This window comes from Nocardioides daeguensis (assembly GCF_019192965.1).
Classification (GTDB): Bacteria; Actinomycetota; Actinomycetes; order Propionibacteriales; family Nocardioidaceae; genus Nocardioides; species Nocardioides daeguensis.
Map to the genome: position 1 here is coordinate 24,746 of NZ_JAHTKU010000001.1, position 13,787 is coordinate 38,532.

13 protein-coding genes and 1 riboswitch are annotated in these 13,787 nt (G+C 72.3%); of the genes, 4 read left to right on the plus strand and 9 right to left on the minus strand.

Going from position 1 to position 13,787, the window contains the following annotated elements; all coding sequences use genetic code 11:
* Both KU893_RS00140 and ribD read right to left on the minus strand, forming a co-directional pair.
* Positions 1-624 carry a riboflavin synthase gene (locus KU893_RS00140; RefSeq protein ID WP_218232282.1) on the minus strand — a complete coding sequence of 208 codons (624 nt, stop codon included), beginning with the start codon at positions 622-624 and terminating at the stop codon, positions 1-3.
* Entirely contained in the window at positions 624-1,652 is a 1,029-nt protein-coding gene (gene ribD, locus KU893_RS00145; RefSeq protein ID WP_218232457.1) for a bifunctional diaminohydroxyphosphoribosylaminopyrimidine deaminase/5-amino-6-(5-phosphoribosylamino)uracil reductase RibD, read from the minus strand. Before ribD ends, KU893_RS00140 begins: the two co-directional genes overlap by 1 nt.
* Before the next feature lie 120 nt (positions 1,653-1,772).
* Positions 1,773-1,902: riboswitch (FMN riboswitch) on the minus strand.
* 92 nt (positions 1,903-1,994) lie between these two features.
* Between ribD and KU893_RS00150 the strand changes: the two genes are divergently transcribed.
* Positions 1,995-2,486, plus strand: a complete 492-nt coding sequence (locus KU893_RS00150) for a cupin domain-containing protein (protein WP_218232283.1) — start codon at positions 1,995-1,997, stop codon at positions 2,484-2,486.
* A 287-nt stretch (positions 2,487-2,773) separates the two neighbouring features.
* On the opposite strand, the gene KU893_RS00155 is transcribed toward KU893_RS00150, so the two are convergent.
* The 5 genes from KU893_RS00155 to KU893_RS00175 are packed head-to-tail and all read right to left on the minus strand — an operon-like array spanning position 2,774 to position 7,428.
* Positions 2,774-3,946 carry a lipid-transfer protein gene (locus KU893_RS00155; protein ID WP_218232284.1) on the minus strand — a complete coding sequence of 391 codons (1,173 nt, stop codon included), beginning with the start codon at positions 3,944-3,946 and terminating at the stop codon, positions 2,774-2,776.
* Complete coding sequence (locus KU893_RS00160) at positions 3,943-4,332, minus strand: MaoC family dehydratase (RefSeq protein WP_218232285.1); 390 nt, start codon at positions 4,330-4,332, stop codon at positions 3,943-3,945. Before KU893_RS00160 ends, KU893_RS00155 begins: the two co-directional genes overlap by 4 nt.
* The gene (locus tag KU893_RS00165; RefSeq protein WP_218232286.1) at positions 4,329-4,718 is read right to left on the minus strand and encodes a Zn-ribbon domain-containing OB-fold protein; all 390 of its coding nucleotides are present in this window, start codon (positions 4,716-4,718) and stop codon (positions 4,329-4,331) included. Before KU893_RS00165 ends, KU893_RS00160 begins: the two co-directional genes overlap by 4 nt.
* Positions 4,715-5,272, minus strand: coding sequence for an FAS1-like dehydratase domain-containing protein (locus tag KU893_RS00170; protein ID WP_218232287.1), 558 nt, complete (start codon positions 5,270-5,272; stop codon positions 4,715-4,717). The genes KU893_RS00165 and KU893_RS00170 overlap by 4 nt, the downstream gene beginning before the upstream one ends.
* On the minus strand, positions 5,269-7,428 hold the full coding sequence (locus tag KU893_RS00175) for an acyl-CoA dehydrogenase family protein (protein ID WP_218232288.1): 2,160 nt from the start codon (positions 7,426-7,428) through the stop codon (positions 5,269-5,271). Before KU893_RS00175 ends, KU893_RS00170 begins: the two co-directional genes overlap by 4 nt.
* 33 nt (positions 7,429-7,461) lie before the next feature.
* Here KU893_RS00175 and KU893_RS00180 point away from each other — a divergent pair, with 33 nt between their 5' ends.
* A complete protein-coding gene (locus KU893_RS00180) occupies positions 7,462-8,385 on the plus strand; it encodes an alpha/beta fold hydrolase (protein ID WP_218232289.1) in 924 nt (307 codons plus the stop codon).
* Here KU893_RS00180 and KU893_RS00185 read toward each other — a convergent pair.
* On the minus strand, positions 8,339-9,778 hold the full coding sequence (locus KU893_RS00185; protein ID WP_218232290.1) for a WS/DGAT/MGAT family O-acyltransferase: 1,440 nt from the start codon (positions 9,776-9,778) through the stop codon (positions 8,339-8,341). The two genes, KU893_RS00180 and KU893_RS00185, sit on opposite strands and share 47 nt — an antisense overlap.
* A 96-nt stretch (positions 9,779-9,874) precedes the next feature.
* On the opposite strand from KU893_RS00185, the gene KU893_RS00190 reads away from it, so the two are divergent.
* On the plus strand, positions 9,875-11,152 hold the full coding sequence (locus KU893_RS00190) for an alpha/beta hydrolase (protein WP_218232291.1): 1,278 nt from the start codon (positions 9,875-9,877) through the stop codon (positions 11,150-11,152).
* Between the two features lie 33 nt (positions 11,153-11,185).
* On the plus strand, positions 11,186-11,656 hold the full coding sequence (locus tag KU893_RS00195) for an iron chaperone (RefSeq protein ID WP_308167149.1): 471 nt from the start codon (positions 11,186-11,188) through the stop codon (positions 11,654-11,656).
* 81 nt (positions 11,657-11,737) lie between these two features.
* Here KU893_RS00195 and KU893_RS00200 read toward each other — a convergent pair whose 3' ends face one another.
* On the minus strand, positions 11,738-13,768 hold the full coding sequence (locus tag KU893_RS00200; protein WP_218232292.1) for an acyl-CoA dehydrogenase family protein: 2,031 nt from the start codon (positions 13,766-13,768) through the stop codon (positions 11,738-11,740).
* Positions 13,769-13,787: the final 19 nt, after the last annotated feature.

The following is a 13,787-nucleotide window of genomic DNA, read 5'->3' on the forward strand; positions in this document are numbered from 1 at the left end:
TCAGTTCTCCTTGCTGCTGGCGCCGGGGGCGCTGGTGTAGGCACGGACGAGCTTCTCGACGTGCTTGGCGATGACGTCCACCTCGAGGTTGACCTGGTCGCCGACGGCGCGGAAGCCGAGCGTCGTGCGGGCCAGGGTCTCGGGGATCAGGCTCACGGTGAAGGTGTGCTCGCCGGCCTCGACGACCGTCAGCGACGTGCCGTCGACGGTGATCGAGCCCTTGTCGACGAGGTAGCGGCCGAGTTCGTCGGGCATCTTGATCTCGACCAGCTCCCAGTGCTCGCTGGGCGTGCGGGCGACGACCTCGCCGACGGCGTCGACGTGGCCCTGGACGACGTGGCCGCCCAGGCGCTTCTCCGCGGTGACCGCGCGCTCGAGGTTGACCCGGTCGCCGGTGACCAGGCCGCCGATGCTGGTCTTGGCGAGCGTCTCGGCCATCACGTCGGCGGTCCAGGTGGTGTCGGTGCGCTCGGCGACCGTCAGGCAGCAGCCGTTGACCGCGATCGAGTCACCGAGGCCGGCGTCGGACAGCGTCACGTCGGAGGCGATGGTGAGCCGGATGGCGTCCCCCTGGTCCTCGACGGCGGTGACGGTGCCGAGCTCCTCGACGATGCCGGTGAACATCAGGCGGTTCCTTCCTCGGCGCGACCCCGGATGGGTCGCATGATCATGCGTACGTTGGCGTCGGCGCCCTCGCCGACGACCGTGGTGTCGACGAGCCGCAGGTGCAACGCGTCGGTGATGGTGCCGATTCCGAGGTCGCCGACGGCGGGGCGGCCGGAGCCGAGCAGCATCGGGGCGACGTAGGCGACGACCTCGTCGACCAGCCCCGTCTGCAGGAAGGCGGCGGCCAGGGTGGGGCCGCCCTCGAGGAAGACGTGGTGGCGGTCGTGGTCGGCGTACAGGGTGTGCAGCGCCTGGGCGGGGTCCTGGGTGCGCAGGTGCACGGTGGGTGCGGCGTCGTCGAAGACGCGGCGGTCCTCGGGGAGGTCGCGCTCCCCCATCACCACGCGCAGCGGCTGCTCGCCGACCGGCTGGTCGTCATCGCCGCGCACGGTCAGCTGCGGGTCGTCGACCGCGACGGTGTTGGTGCCGACGAGCATCGTGTCGCACAGGCCGCGCAGCAGGTGGGTGTCGCGGCGGGCGGCCGGCGAGGACACCCAGCGCGAGGTTCCGTCGGCGGCGGCGCTGCGGCCGTCGAGGGTGCTCGCGAACTTCCAGGTGACGAACGGCCGGCCGTTGCGGTGGGCGAAGGTCCAGGCCCGGTTCACCTCGGCGGCCTCGTCGGCGAGCAGGCCGGCGTCGACCTCGATCCCGGCCTCCCGCAGCGTCTCCATGCCGCCCGCCGCCTGCGGGTTGGGGTCGCGTTGCGCGATCACCACCCGGCTCACGCCGGCCGCGAGCAGCGCCTGCGAGCAGGGACCGGTGCGGCCGGTGTGGTTGCACGGCTCGAGCGTCACCACCGCGGTCGCGCCACGGGCCCGGTCGCCGGCCACCGCGAGCGCCTCGACCTCGGCGTGCGGGGTCCCCGCGCCGTGGTGGTAGCCCTCCCCGACGACCGCGCCGTCGGGGGCGAGCAGCACGCAGCCCACCCGCGGGTTGGGGTGCAGGGGCACCCCGGGGGTCGCTGCCAGCGCGAGCGCACGACGCATCGCGTCGTATTCACGGGTGAACTCCGCCACCGGCCACCGCCTCTCGTCGTCCTGGACGCGGACTCCGGGGCTTGCCTGGCGTACGGCGGGCGCCCCCTGCGGGGCGTCCGTCGGACACTCGTGCGTGCACTTCCCATCCGGACTTTGACCGTCGGTCCAGGAGTTCCACCTGGTCAACCGATCACTGGCTGCGATCGGGTCGCGGACTTTCACCGCCGGTTCGGATTTTCACCGACCCCAGAGCACGCGAGCTCTTGGACCCCATGGTGGCACACCGCGACACGCCGTGCGTCGTGGGTCCGGACACTGGGACCTCCGGGCAGGCCTCGGTAGCGTCGCGGCATGTCGTATCCCCCACCCCTCTACGACGGCGACGGCGAGGTCTCGGCCTGGGTCCGCCCCGGAACCGAAGGCCCCGACCTCGTCTACCCCAACGGCAACCGCGTCCACCACCTCGCGCGCGGCGAGGCCACCGGCGGGCTCTTCGGCCTCTACCGATGGGAGTTCTCCGAGGCCGTCAGCGGCCCGGGCCCGCACTTCCACCGCAGCATGGCCGAGTCGTTCTACGTCCTCGACGGCGAGGTCCGCATCCACACCGGCGACGGGTGGACGACGGCACGCCCGGGCGACTTCCTCCACGTCCCGCCCGGCGGGATCCACGGGTTCCGCAACGAGTCCGGCGCCCCGGCGTCGATGTTGCTGCACTTCGCGCCGGGAGCGCCGCGCGAGCCCTACTTCGAGGGTCTCGACCGGTTGGCCCGGGGCGAGGAGTGGACGCCGGAGGAGTACGACGCGTTCATGCGGGCGCACGACAACGTGTGGGTCGAGGAGTAGGCCCCTGCTGCGGTCGCGTAGCGATGATGTTTCCGAGGTACAGCGACGAGGGAGTCGGGTGGCGGGCACCGTCGCGCTGTCCGCTCTCGGTCTGGTTCGGGTCATCGGCGTGGATCGCATCAACCAGGTTCATCCGATCCACGCCGATGATGGGATGGTGCGGGTCTTCGTGACCGCAAGCCGACCGCGGAACCCGGCCGCCGCCCGACCTTCTCGTCGCTGCCTCTCGCAGCGGTGGCGGCCACGGCACCGCAGGATGCTGAGGCCCGCCCGTCGGACCGGTGGAGTCAGGCCGAGAGGATCAGCCCGCTCGTCGGCACTCCGGTGCCGGCCGTGACCAGCACGTGGTGGGCGTCCGCGACCGGGTTGACCGAGGTGCCCCGGATCTGGCGCACGCCCTCGGCGACTCCGTTCATGCCGTGGATGTAGGCCTCGCCGAGCTGGCCGCCGTGGGTGTTGACCGGCAGCCGGCCGCCGACCTCGATGGCGCCGTCCCGCACGAAGTCCTTGGCCTCGCCGCGGCCGCAGAAGCCCAGCTCCTCCAGCTGCATGAGGACGTACGGCGTGAAGTGGTCGTAGAGGACCGCCATCGGCATGTCGGCGGGGGTGAGCCCCGACTGCTTCCACAGCTCTCGGCCCACGACGCCGATCTCGGGGATGCCGATGTCGTCGCGGTAGTAGGACGTCATCACGAACTGGTCGCGCCCCGAGCCCTGCGCGGCGGCCGCGATGTACGCCGGCCGCTGGGCCAGGTCCTTCGCCCGCTCCGCGGAGACGACGACCAGCGCGACCGCGCCGTCGGACTCCTGGCAGCAGTCGAGCAGGTGCAGCGGGTCGGCGATCATCCGGGAGGCCTGGTGGTCCTCGAGGGTGATCGGCTTGCCGTAGAAGAACGCGGCCGGGTTGGTGGCGGCGTGCCTGCGGTCGGCGACGGCGACGGCGCCGAAGTCGGCCGAGGTGGCGCCGTACTCGTGCATGTAGCGGCGGGCCTGCATCGCCACCGTGGCGGCCGGGGTGGACAGGCCGAGCGGGTAGGTCCAGGCGTTGTCGAGGCCGTTGGTGTTGACCTGCGCGGCCGCCCAGCTGGAGACCTGGCCGAAGCGGTCGCCGGAGCGCTCGTTGAAGCCGCGGTAGGCCACGACCACGTCGGCGACCCCGGTGGCGACGGCCATCGCGGCCTGCTGGACGGTGGCGCAGGCCGCGCCGCCGCCGTAGTTGATCCGGCTGAAGAAGCGCAGCTCGGGGATGCCGAGCTCTCGCGCCACCGCGATCTCGGAGGAGGTGTCCATGGTGAAGGTGACCAGACCGTCGACGTCGGCAGGCGTGAGGCCGCAGTCGGCGAGGGCGTGGCGGACGGCCTCGACGGAGAGCTGGAGCTCGGAGCGGCCGGACTCCTTGGAGAACTCGGTGGCGCCGATGCCGGCGATCGCGGCCTTGCCGGACAGGGTGCGCCCGGTCATGCCGCCACCTTCACGGTGCCGATGACATGCTCGCCGAGCGAGACCGCGCCGACCACCTTGATCGTGGCAACGCCGTCCTCGACAGAGGTGACCTCACCGGTGAACGTGAACGTGTCGTAGGGGTACGCCGGCGCGCCCAGCCGGATCGCGATGCCCTGGATCTGCACGTCGGGGCCCGCCCAGTCGGTGACGTAGCGCTCGCACAGCGCCGTCGAGGTGAGGATGTTGACGAAGATGTCCTTCGAGCCGGCCGCCTGCGCGATGTCGCGGTCGTGGTGGACGTCTTGGAAGTCGCGGGTCGCGATCGCCGTCGAGACCACGAGGGTCGGGGTGATCGGCAACGTCCACTCGGGCAGCTTGTCCCCTGCCGTGATCGGGCTGGTCATCGGTCCACCTTCGTCCAGATCGGGAGGGTCAGGTCGTCGTCGACCACGTTCCAGCCGACGGTTGCGCGGTCGCCGATCTCGACGGGACCGGTCATCTCGGCCACCATCCGCACGCCTTCGTCGAGGTCGAGCAGCGCGATGACCAGCGGGAGCTGCTTGCCGGGCACCTGCGGGGCGTGGTGGACCACGTAGGAGAACACGGTCCCCTGCCCGGCGGAGACCACGAAGCCGCGGTCGAAGGCGCCGCAGTCCGGGCAGGCCGGGCCGGGCGGGTGGCGCAGGACGCCGCACTGGTTGCACTTCTGGATGCGCAGCTCGCGCTTCGCCGTACCTTCGAAGAAGTAGGCGTTGTCCCGGTTGACGACCGGGCGCACCGGGCCACTCATGACGCGCCCTTCGGGATGAACTTGAGGACCCGGAAGAGCATGGTCGCGACCCGCTCCTCACCGACGTACCAGGTGTTGCGGGAGGTCACGAAGTAGCCGACACCCATCCCGGTGGCCTTCGGACCGACCACGGAGTCGAGCGCGGTGGTGACCCGCACCCGCTCCCCCACCCTCAGGTAGCGGTCGTAGGACTGCTCGCAGTTGGTGCCGAGGACGGCGGTGAAGCCGGCGTCGGTGAGCGCCCGCATCATCGAGTGCAGCGGGTCGTCGTCGGCGGGCTTGCCGCCCAGGCCGTACATGGTCCACACCTGGGCCATCGACGGCGGCGCCTCGCCCGCCTTGAAGCGGGGGTTGTCGACCCCCATCGCCTCCAGCCAGTTGTTGATCGTCGGCTGGTTGACCTCGTCCCGGGCGACCCGCTCGGCCGCCTCGCCCCAGGCCTTGATCCGCTCCGCCTCGGCCATCACCTTCTCGTGGACGGCGGCGGGAACGAGGGGCGTCTCGATACGCTCGCTCGTTCCTCGCTCGCTACTCGACGAGCTCACGGCGCTCATCGCGGCACCCGCGGCAGGCCGAGGCCGAACATCGAGATCAGCTCGCGCTGCACCTCCTGGACCCCGCCACCGAAGGTGAGCACGAGGTTCCGCTTGGCCTGCGCGTCGAGGTAGTCGAGCAAGTCCTTGGTCTCCGTTTCTCCGGCGTCACCGTGGCGGTGCACGAGCGAGACGAGGTCGGCGAGCAGGTGCTGCACCTGGTCGGAGGCGAACACCTTCGAGGACGACGCGTCCGCCACCTTGATCTCGCCGGCGGCGGCGGCGCGGGCGACCTCCCAGTTGAGGAGCTCGTTGATCCGGAAGACCGCGGTGGCCCTCCCCAGGACCTCGCGGACGTCGGGGCGGTCGAGCACGCCGGCCGCCTCCGCCCAGCGCACGACGCGGTCGCGCAGGCCCTCGATGCGGCCGGCGGGGCCGAGCATGACCCGCTCGTGGTTGAGCTGGGTGGTGATCAGCCTCCAGCCCTGGTTCTCCTCGCCGACCAGCATGTCGACGGGGACCCGGACGTCGTTGAAGTACGTCGCGTTGACGTGGTGCGAGCCATCGGCGGTGATGATCGGGGTCCAGCTGTAGCCGGGGTCCTTGGTGTCCACGATCAGGATCGAGATGCCCTTGTGCTTGGGGGCGTCGGGATCGGTGCGCACCGCGAGCCACAGGTAGTCGGCCTGGTGGCCGCCGGTGGTCCACATCTTCTGGCCGTTGACCACGTAGTGGTCGCCGTCCCGGCGCGCCGTGGTGCGCAGCGACGCGAGGTCGGTGCCGGCGTCGGGCTCGCTGTAGCCGATCGCGAAGTGGACGTCGCCCTTGAGGATGCGCTCGAGGAACAGGTCCTTCTGCTTCTGCGTGCCGTAGCGGATCAGGGTCGGGCCGACGGTCTGCAGGGTGACCGACGGCAGGTGCACGTCGGCGTACTGGGCCTCGTTGGCGAAGATCGTCTGCTCGATCTCGCCGAGCCCGTGGCCGCCGTACTCCTTCGGCCAGCCGACGCCCATCCAGCCGTCGGTGCCGAGGCGGCGGATCATCCGCTCGTAGGTCGGCCCATGGCGGTTCCACGCGCCCTCCACGGGGTCGGGGTCGTGGAGCCCGTCGAACTCGGCCGCGACGCCACCGAAGTACTCACGCAGCCGGGCCTTCAGCGCGCGCTGGTCGTCGGTGAGCTCGAGGTTCTTCGCGCCGGGGCCCTCGACGGGAACCTCCGCGGCCGTGGTGTCGAGCGCGTGCGCGAGGTCGGTCCCCCAGGTGGTCAACGCGACGAGCGGGTAGGTGATGTCGACGCCCATGCCGCCGTGGAGGTGGTGGCAGGTGCGGAAGGCGTACGGCGCCACCTGGCTCGCCCAGTAGCCGGCGACCGCGAGGTCGTCGTGGGCCGGCAGGCCCTCGGCGACCCGCCACACGGCGTTGTCGGCGGCCAGGTCGAGGGTGCGCGAGGTGACGTAGACGTCGGCCATCTGCAGCGACACGGCCTGGAACTCCGCGAGCGCGCGACCGAACTGCTGACGGCCCTTGACGTAGTCGGCGGTCAGGTCGCGGGCGCCGGCGAGGACACCGGCCGCGGTCACGGCCAGGCCGGCACGGGCCAGGTCGCGCAGCCGGGTGGCCGCGCCGTCGGCGAGCGGCTCGGCGGGAGCGCCGTCGAGCACGACGGTGTGCTGCGGGGCGGCACTGGACGCGCTCGCGGGCAGCAGGGTGACACCGGGGCCGGCGGGATCGACGAGCACGACGACCTCGTGGTCCCCCTCTCGTGCGACCACGAGGATGCGGGCGGCCTGCTCGGCGTGGGTCACGGCGAGCTTGCGGCCGCTGACCACGCCGTCGGCGTACGTCGCCTCGCCGCGCAGGGCGGGGGTGAGGACCAGCTCGCCGGCGGCGATGCCGGGCAGCAGCTCCTTGCGCTGGGCGTCGGTTCCGTGGTCGGCCAGGGTGAGCGCGCCGCAGCACAGCGTCTCCCACACCGGCACCTGGACGCCCGCCCGGCCTGCCTCGCGGAGCAGGACGGCGACCTCGGCGAGACCGAGTCCTTCGCCACCGTGCTCCTCGGGAACCGGCAGCGAGGTCAGTCCGGCGCCGGCCCAGGCCGCCCAGTCCCGGGCGTCGGAGTCCCGCTCCAGCACCTCGCCGACGACGGCACGAACTGCGTTGATCGCCTCTGCATCCACAGGGAAACTGTAACGTGTTCTAGTCTTGCCCGCATGGGTGCCGTCTCACTGATCGACGTCGCGCGCCGCCGCGTGGAGCTGCCGCCGACCCTGATCCCGTCGGGACGGATGGTCGAGCTCCCCGGACGCGGCGGGTCGACGTACGTCACCGACACGCCGGGCCCCCACCCGGAGTCACCGACGATCGTGCTGCTCCATGCGCTGGGCACCACCGGGCTGCTCACCTGGTTCCCCGTGATCGAGCCGCTCTCCCGGCGCTTCCGTGTGGTGACGCTCGACCAGCGCTGGCACGGGCGCGGGATCCACAGCGAGCAGTTCAGCCTCGTCGACTGCGCCGACGACGTCGCCGCGCTGATCGACGTGCTGGACCTGCAGGACGTGGTCGTCGGCGGGTACTCCATGGGCTCGATCGTCGCCCAGCGGGTCTGGCGCCAGCACCCCTCGCTCGTGCAGGGCCTGGTGCTCGCCGCGACCACCGACCGCTTCCAGCTCACCGCCGCCGAGCGGGGCTTCTTCCTCGGCATGGGCTCGACGATGGTCGCGCTACGCGGCGTGTCGCGGTCCCGTACGGCGCTCCGTGCCGCCCGGGCGGCCGCCCGCGGCGTCGACCTCGAGGTCTCCGACCTGCACGAGTGGGCGCTGCGCGAGTTCCGCTCGACCAGCCCGTGGGCGGTGGGTCAGGCGCTCGCCGCCCTCGGCCAGCACCACTCGCGGCCGTGGCTCTCACGCATCGACGTCCCCACCGCCGTGGTGGCGATGATGCGCGACCGGGTCATCCCGACCCGCCGCCAGTTGGCGCTGGCGCGCGCGATCCCCGGCGCGACCGTGCACGAGGTCGACGACGGACATGCCGGCTGCGTGCTCGGTGCCGAGAGGTTCGTGCCACGCTTCGTCGAGGCGGCCGCCACCGTCAACGCGCGGCGCCGGGACCTCCCTCGGCATCGACCGCAGCGGTGAGCCGGGCCAGCTCGGCCGGGAAGTGGCGCACCAGTGCGTCGGTGTCGGGCATCGACTCACGGCAGGCGATCGCGCCGACGTGCATCTGTCCCGCGTTGGACATCACCGTGATGTTGAGGCCCGCGCCGTGGAAGACGGGACCGAGCGGGCAGAGCGCATCGATCCGCGCCCCCATGAAGTAGAGCGGGATCGGCGGGCCGGGCACGTTGGAGATAACCAGGTTGTGCACCACCGGGTGCCGCTCGGCGAGGCGCAGGTTGGCGTAGGCGCGCACCGCGAGGCCGAAGGTCCGGGGCGCGGCGAACTCCGCCCAGTCCTGGAGCGCGTCGGCGCTGATCGCGTTGTGGTGCTCCTTGGCGTGCCGGTTGCGCTCGGCGAGCATCCGCAGCCGCTCCAGCGGGTCCTCGATGTCGGTGCCGAGCTTGGTGAACAGCGCGGAGACCTTGTTGGCGCCGGTCGAGCGGCGCGAGCTGTCACGCACGCTCACGGGGACCGTGGCCAGCAGCGAGGACTCGGGCAGCTCGTCGCGCTCGGCGAGATAGGCCCGCAGCGCGCCGCCCGAGACCGCGAGCACCACGTCGTTGACCGTGGTGCCGGTGACCTTCTTGATCCGGCGGATCTCCTCGAGGTCGAGGTCGGTCATCGCGATCGAGCGGTGCGAGGTGATGGTGCCGTTGAACGAGGTGCGCGGCGCGGAGAACGGCGCCGCCATGGCGGTCCCCTGCCGGGCGCGGCCGATGCTCTTGGTGACCAGCTGGGCCGAGGGCTTGAGGACCTTGACCAGGGTGACCGGGCGGGTCGCCGTACCGATGACGGCCCGGCCGAGCAGCTCACCGCGGCCGGGGTCGCGCGGGTGGGGCGCGTTCTCGGGGACCAGCGGCGCGGAGTCCGGCTCGAGCGAGCACAGGTGGGAGATCAGGTTGGAGCCGGAGACGCCGTCGACCGTCGCGTGGTGCATCTTGGCGAACACGACGACCTTCTCCTCCGCCGCCTCGCCGTCCTTGCCCTCGGGGCGGTAGCCCTCGATGACCCACATCTCCCACAGCGGGCGGGAGCGGTCGAGCGGCAGCGACGCGAGGTGGGCGCACAGGTCCATCAGCTCGGCGTACCCGCCGGGCGTCGGCAGGGCCAGGCGGTGCACGTGGCGCTCGATGTCGAAGTCCTTGTCGCGCACCCACACCGGGTGGTCGAGGCCGAGCGGGACGCCGCGGACCTTGCGCGTGAAGCCGGGCACGTCGCGCACCCGCGCCTCGATCTCGCGCTGCATCGCGGCGAACGAGTACGGCGTGGTCATCGTGGCCGGGTCGAGCACCATGACCGCACACACGTGCATCAGCTGGGCGGGCGTCTCCAGGTAGAGGAAGCTTGCGTCCAGTCCCGAAAGCCGATCCATGCAAATCTCCTCGGTGGTCGGGGACGAGCGCAGCAGCCTCGAACCCCGACTAGAACGGGTATCAGTTTCTCACAACGAGCCCGATATCCTCGGGTCATGGGATTCGTACGGCGCCAGGTCGTCACCGCCGCGCTGACCGCCAACGCCATCCGCCCCCTCCCCGGCTTCCGTGCCGGCATCCCGGCCTTCTTCGCAGGCTGGCTGACCGGTGAGCTCGCCCCTCACGTCCTCGGCCTGACCGTCGCCGACGCGGCCGCCCACGCGACCGGGTCGCGGCGCGACTGGCGGGGACTCGCGCTCGCCGGACTGTCGGGGGCGGGACTGGCGTACCTGGTCCGGCAGAGCCGGCAGGCCGTCACCGAGGCCGAGGACGCGCTCACCGAGGGACTCGGCGTGGACTATGTCGAGCAGCTCGACGCCAAGCCCACCCCGGCCGAGCTGGCCACCCCGTGGCGACAGATCGCCAACCCGTTCGCGTTCCGGCGGGCGGCCCGCCGCGCCGGCGTCGAGGTGCACCGCGACATCCCGTTCGCGCCGTACGGGCGCCGGGGCCTGCTGGACGTCTACACCTCCGAGGTCACCCCCGCAGCGGGCGCGCCGGTGCTGCTGCAGGTGCACGGCGGCGGCTGGACGATCGGCAACAAGGACCAGCAGGGACTGCCGCTCATGCAGCACATGGCCGCCAAGGGCTGGGTCTGCGTCGCGATCAACTACCGGCTCGCCCCGCGCGACCCTTGGCCGGCCCAGATCGTCGACGTGAAGGCCGCGATCGCGTGGATCAAGGACAACATCGCCGCGTACGGCGGCGACCCGTCGTACGTCGCGATCACCGGCGGCTCCGCGGGCGGCCACCTCGCCGCGCTGGCGGCGGTGACGCCGAACGCGCCGGAGTTCCAGCCCGGCTTCGAGGCGGCCGACACCTCCGTTCAGGCGGCGGTCCCCTACTACGGCGTCTACGACGTCGCCGGCGCGAGCGGGCTGCGCACCGCGGAGCTGATGCGCGACAAGTTCCTCGCCCCCGTCGTGTTCAAGAAGTCGCCGGTCGCCGACCGCGACGTGTTCGAGGAGGCCAGCCCGCTGCTGCGGGTCACCGCCGACGCCCCCGACTTCTTCGTGATCCACGGCTCCCGGGACACCCTGGTCGACCCGGGCCAGGCGCGCGCATTCGTCGCGGCACTGCGCGCGACCTCCAAGCGGACGGTCACCTACGCCGAGCTGCCCGGCGCCCAGCACGCGTTCGACATCTTCCCGTCGATCCGCTCGCAGCACCTGGTCCGCGCCACCGACCGGTTCCTGCACTGGCACTGGAACGGGTGGCGGCGCGAGCGGCTCGCCGCCGGCGCCGAAGCTCCCCGACCGGTCGGTCAGGAATAGAGAAGCACCCGGCCGCTCCCTCCTCCTACGGTCGTGACGAACACGATCGAGAAGGGAAGAGGGATGGCGAAGAACAGCACGTTCAGCGACGAGGAGAAGGCGGCCATGCAGGAGGCCGCCGCGGAACGACGGGCGGCAGCAAGCCGCGGGACCGGCACCAAGAGGGCCCAGGCCGACCTGGCGGACTGCCTCGACAAGATCGCCGCGATGGACGAGGCGGACCGCGCCATCGGCGAGGCGCTCCACGGCATCGTCACCACGCACGCGCCCGGCCTCGCGCCGAAGACCTGGTACGGGATGCCGGCCTATGCGAACGCCGACGGCAAGGTCGTGGTGTTCTTCAAGAGCGCGGGCAAGTTCAAGATGCGCTACGCGGAGGTCGGCTTCCAGGAGTGGGCCCGGCTCGACGAGGGCGACATGTGGCCGACGGTCTTCGCCGTCGCGTCCCTGAGCCCGGCCGTGGAGAAGGAGCTCACCGCCCTGGTCGAGAGGGCCGTGCGCTAGCGAGGAGCCTGCGGAACGGTCCACGCGGCTGCGCGGCGCTCGCGATCGCCCTTCTTGTTCAGCGGACTCCCAGGGCGTGTCCTAGCGCGGCAGCCCGAGGATCCGCTCGCCGGCGACGTTGCGCAGGATCTGCGTCGTACCACCGGCGATCGAGAGGCAGCGGGTGTTGAGCTGCTCCCAGACATCGGCTGCGAGCGGGTCGTCGGACTCCTTGCCGAGGGCGCCGAGCAGGGCGAGGTCGTCTCCCTGCAGCCTGACCACCAGCTCCGAGGAGTCCTGGCGGCTGCGGACGCCGAGCAGCTTGGCGACGCTCGACTCGGCGCCGGGACCGTGGCCGCCCAGGGCGCGCAGGGTGGTGCGGACGCCCAGGAGGGCGCAGACGGTCGCCAGGGCGACCTGGCGGCCGACCTCGACGTGCTCGACCGGACCGAGGTCGCGGGCGGCGGCGATCTCGACCGCGCGCTCGACGCTCTTCGTCAGCCGGGCGCTGGCCATGGCGACGCGCTCGTTGGCGAGGGTGGTCCGGGCCAGCCTCCAGCCGTCGCCCGGCTCGGCCACGACGCACTCGTCGGGCACGAACACCTCGTCGAGGAAGACCTCGTTGAACAGTGCCTCACCCGTGATCTCGCGAAGCGGGCGCACCTCGATGCCGGCCGAGCGCATGTCGACGAGGAAGTAGGTGATGCCCTTGTGCTGTGGGACGTCGGCGTCGGTGCGGGCCAGGCAGATGCCCCAGTCGGCGCGCTCGGCGACCGAGGTCCACACCTTCTGCCCGGTCAACGACCAGCCACCGTCGACCTTCACGGCGCGGGTGCGCAGCGAGGCGAGGTCAGAGCCCGAGCCGGGCTCGGAGAACAGCTGGCACCAGGTGAGCTCGCCGAGCAGCGAGGGCCGCACGAAGCGCTCGCGCTGGGCGTCGGTGCCGTGGGCGAGGATCGTCGGGACCGCCCAGCCGGCGATCACCAGGTCCGGGCGTACGACGCCCGCCCGCGCGAGCTCCTGGTCGATGACGATCTGCGTGGTGGGGTCGGCGCCCAGCCCGTAGGGCGCGGGCCAGTGCGGCGTGAGGTAGCCCGCGTCCACCAGCGCCGAGCGCTGCTCGGCCGCCGCCAGCCCGGCGATCCGCTCGGCGGTGGCGCGTGCCCCGGGACGGACCGCCTCGTCACGGCCCTCGAGGTCGACCTCGACCCGGCGTCGTACCCCGGTCACGGCGGCGGCGGTCACCCGCTCGGCCGCGGCGTCGGCGGAGCCGACGAGGGCACGCAGGGTGAGGGCACGGCGCAGGTAGAGGTGGGCGTCGTGCTCGTAGGTGAAGCCGATGCCGCCGAGCACCTGGATGCAGGACTTGGCGACCTCGACCGCGCCGTCGAAGCAGGTGACCTGGGCGACGTCCACCGCGAAGGCCCACTGCTCGACGTCGTCGGCGTCGGCCGCCGCGGCGGCGTCCCAGGCCGCGGCCGTGACGGCCTCGGCGGTCTCGAGCATCTGGGCGCACAGGTGCTTGATCGCCTGGAAGGCGCCGATCTTCTGACCGAACTGCTCGCGGACCTTGGCGTAGTCGACCGCCGCCTCCAGGCACCAGCGGGTCACGCCGGCGGCCTCGGCGGCGGCGAGGGTGACAGCGAGCAGCCGACGGCGCAGGTCCTCACCTCCGGCGGCGACACCGGCGACACCGGCGACGCGGGCGTGCCGGGCGCTCAGGTCGACGCCGGGCTCGGGGGTGACCTCGCCGGCGTCGAGCAACAGCTGCTCGTCGGCCGCGCCGCCGTCCCAGACGACGCCGCCGGGATGCACCTGGACGCCGTACCGACCCGGGCGTCCGGTCAGCAGCGCGCCGATCGCCGAGCCGAGCAGCCCGCCGGGCACGAGCTCGCGGGCACACGCCTCGAGCGCCACGGCCTGGTCGAGCACGGTGCCTCCCCCGCCGCCCGCGGACTCGGGCACGGCGATCGCGGCGATCCCCATCTCGTCGGCCGCGGCCCGGACGGCCGCGAAGTCCGCCGCCACGTCGCCCTCGGCGGCGCGGACCGCCTCGACCGGGGACAGGCTCGCGGCCCACTTGCGCAGGCTGTCGGCGAGCTCGACCTGCTCGTCGGTGATGCCGATCGACATGATGCTCCTCAAGAACTAG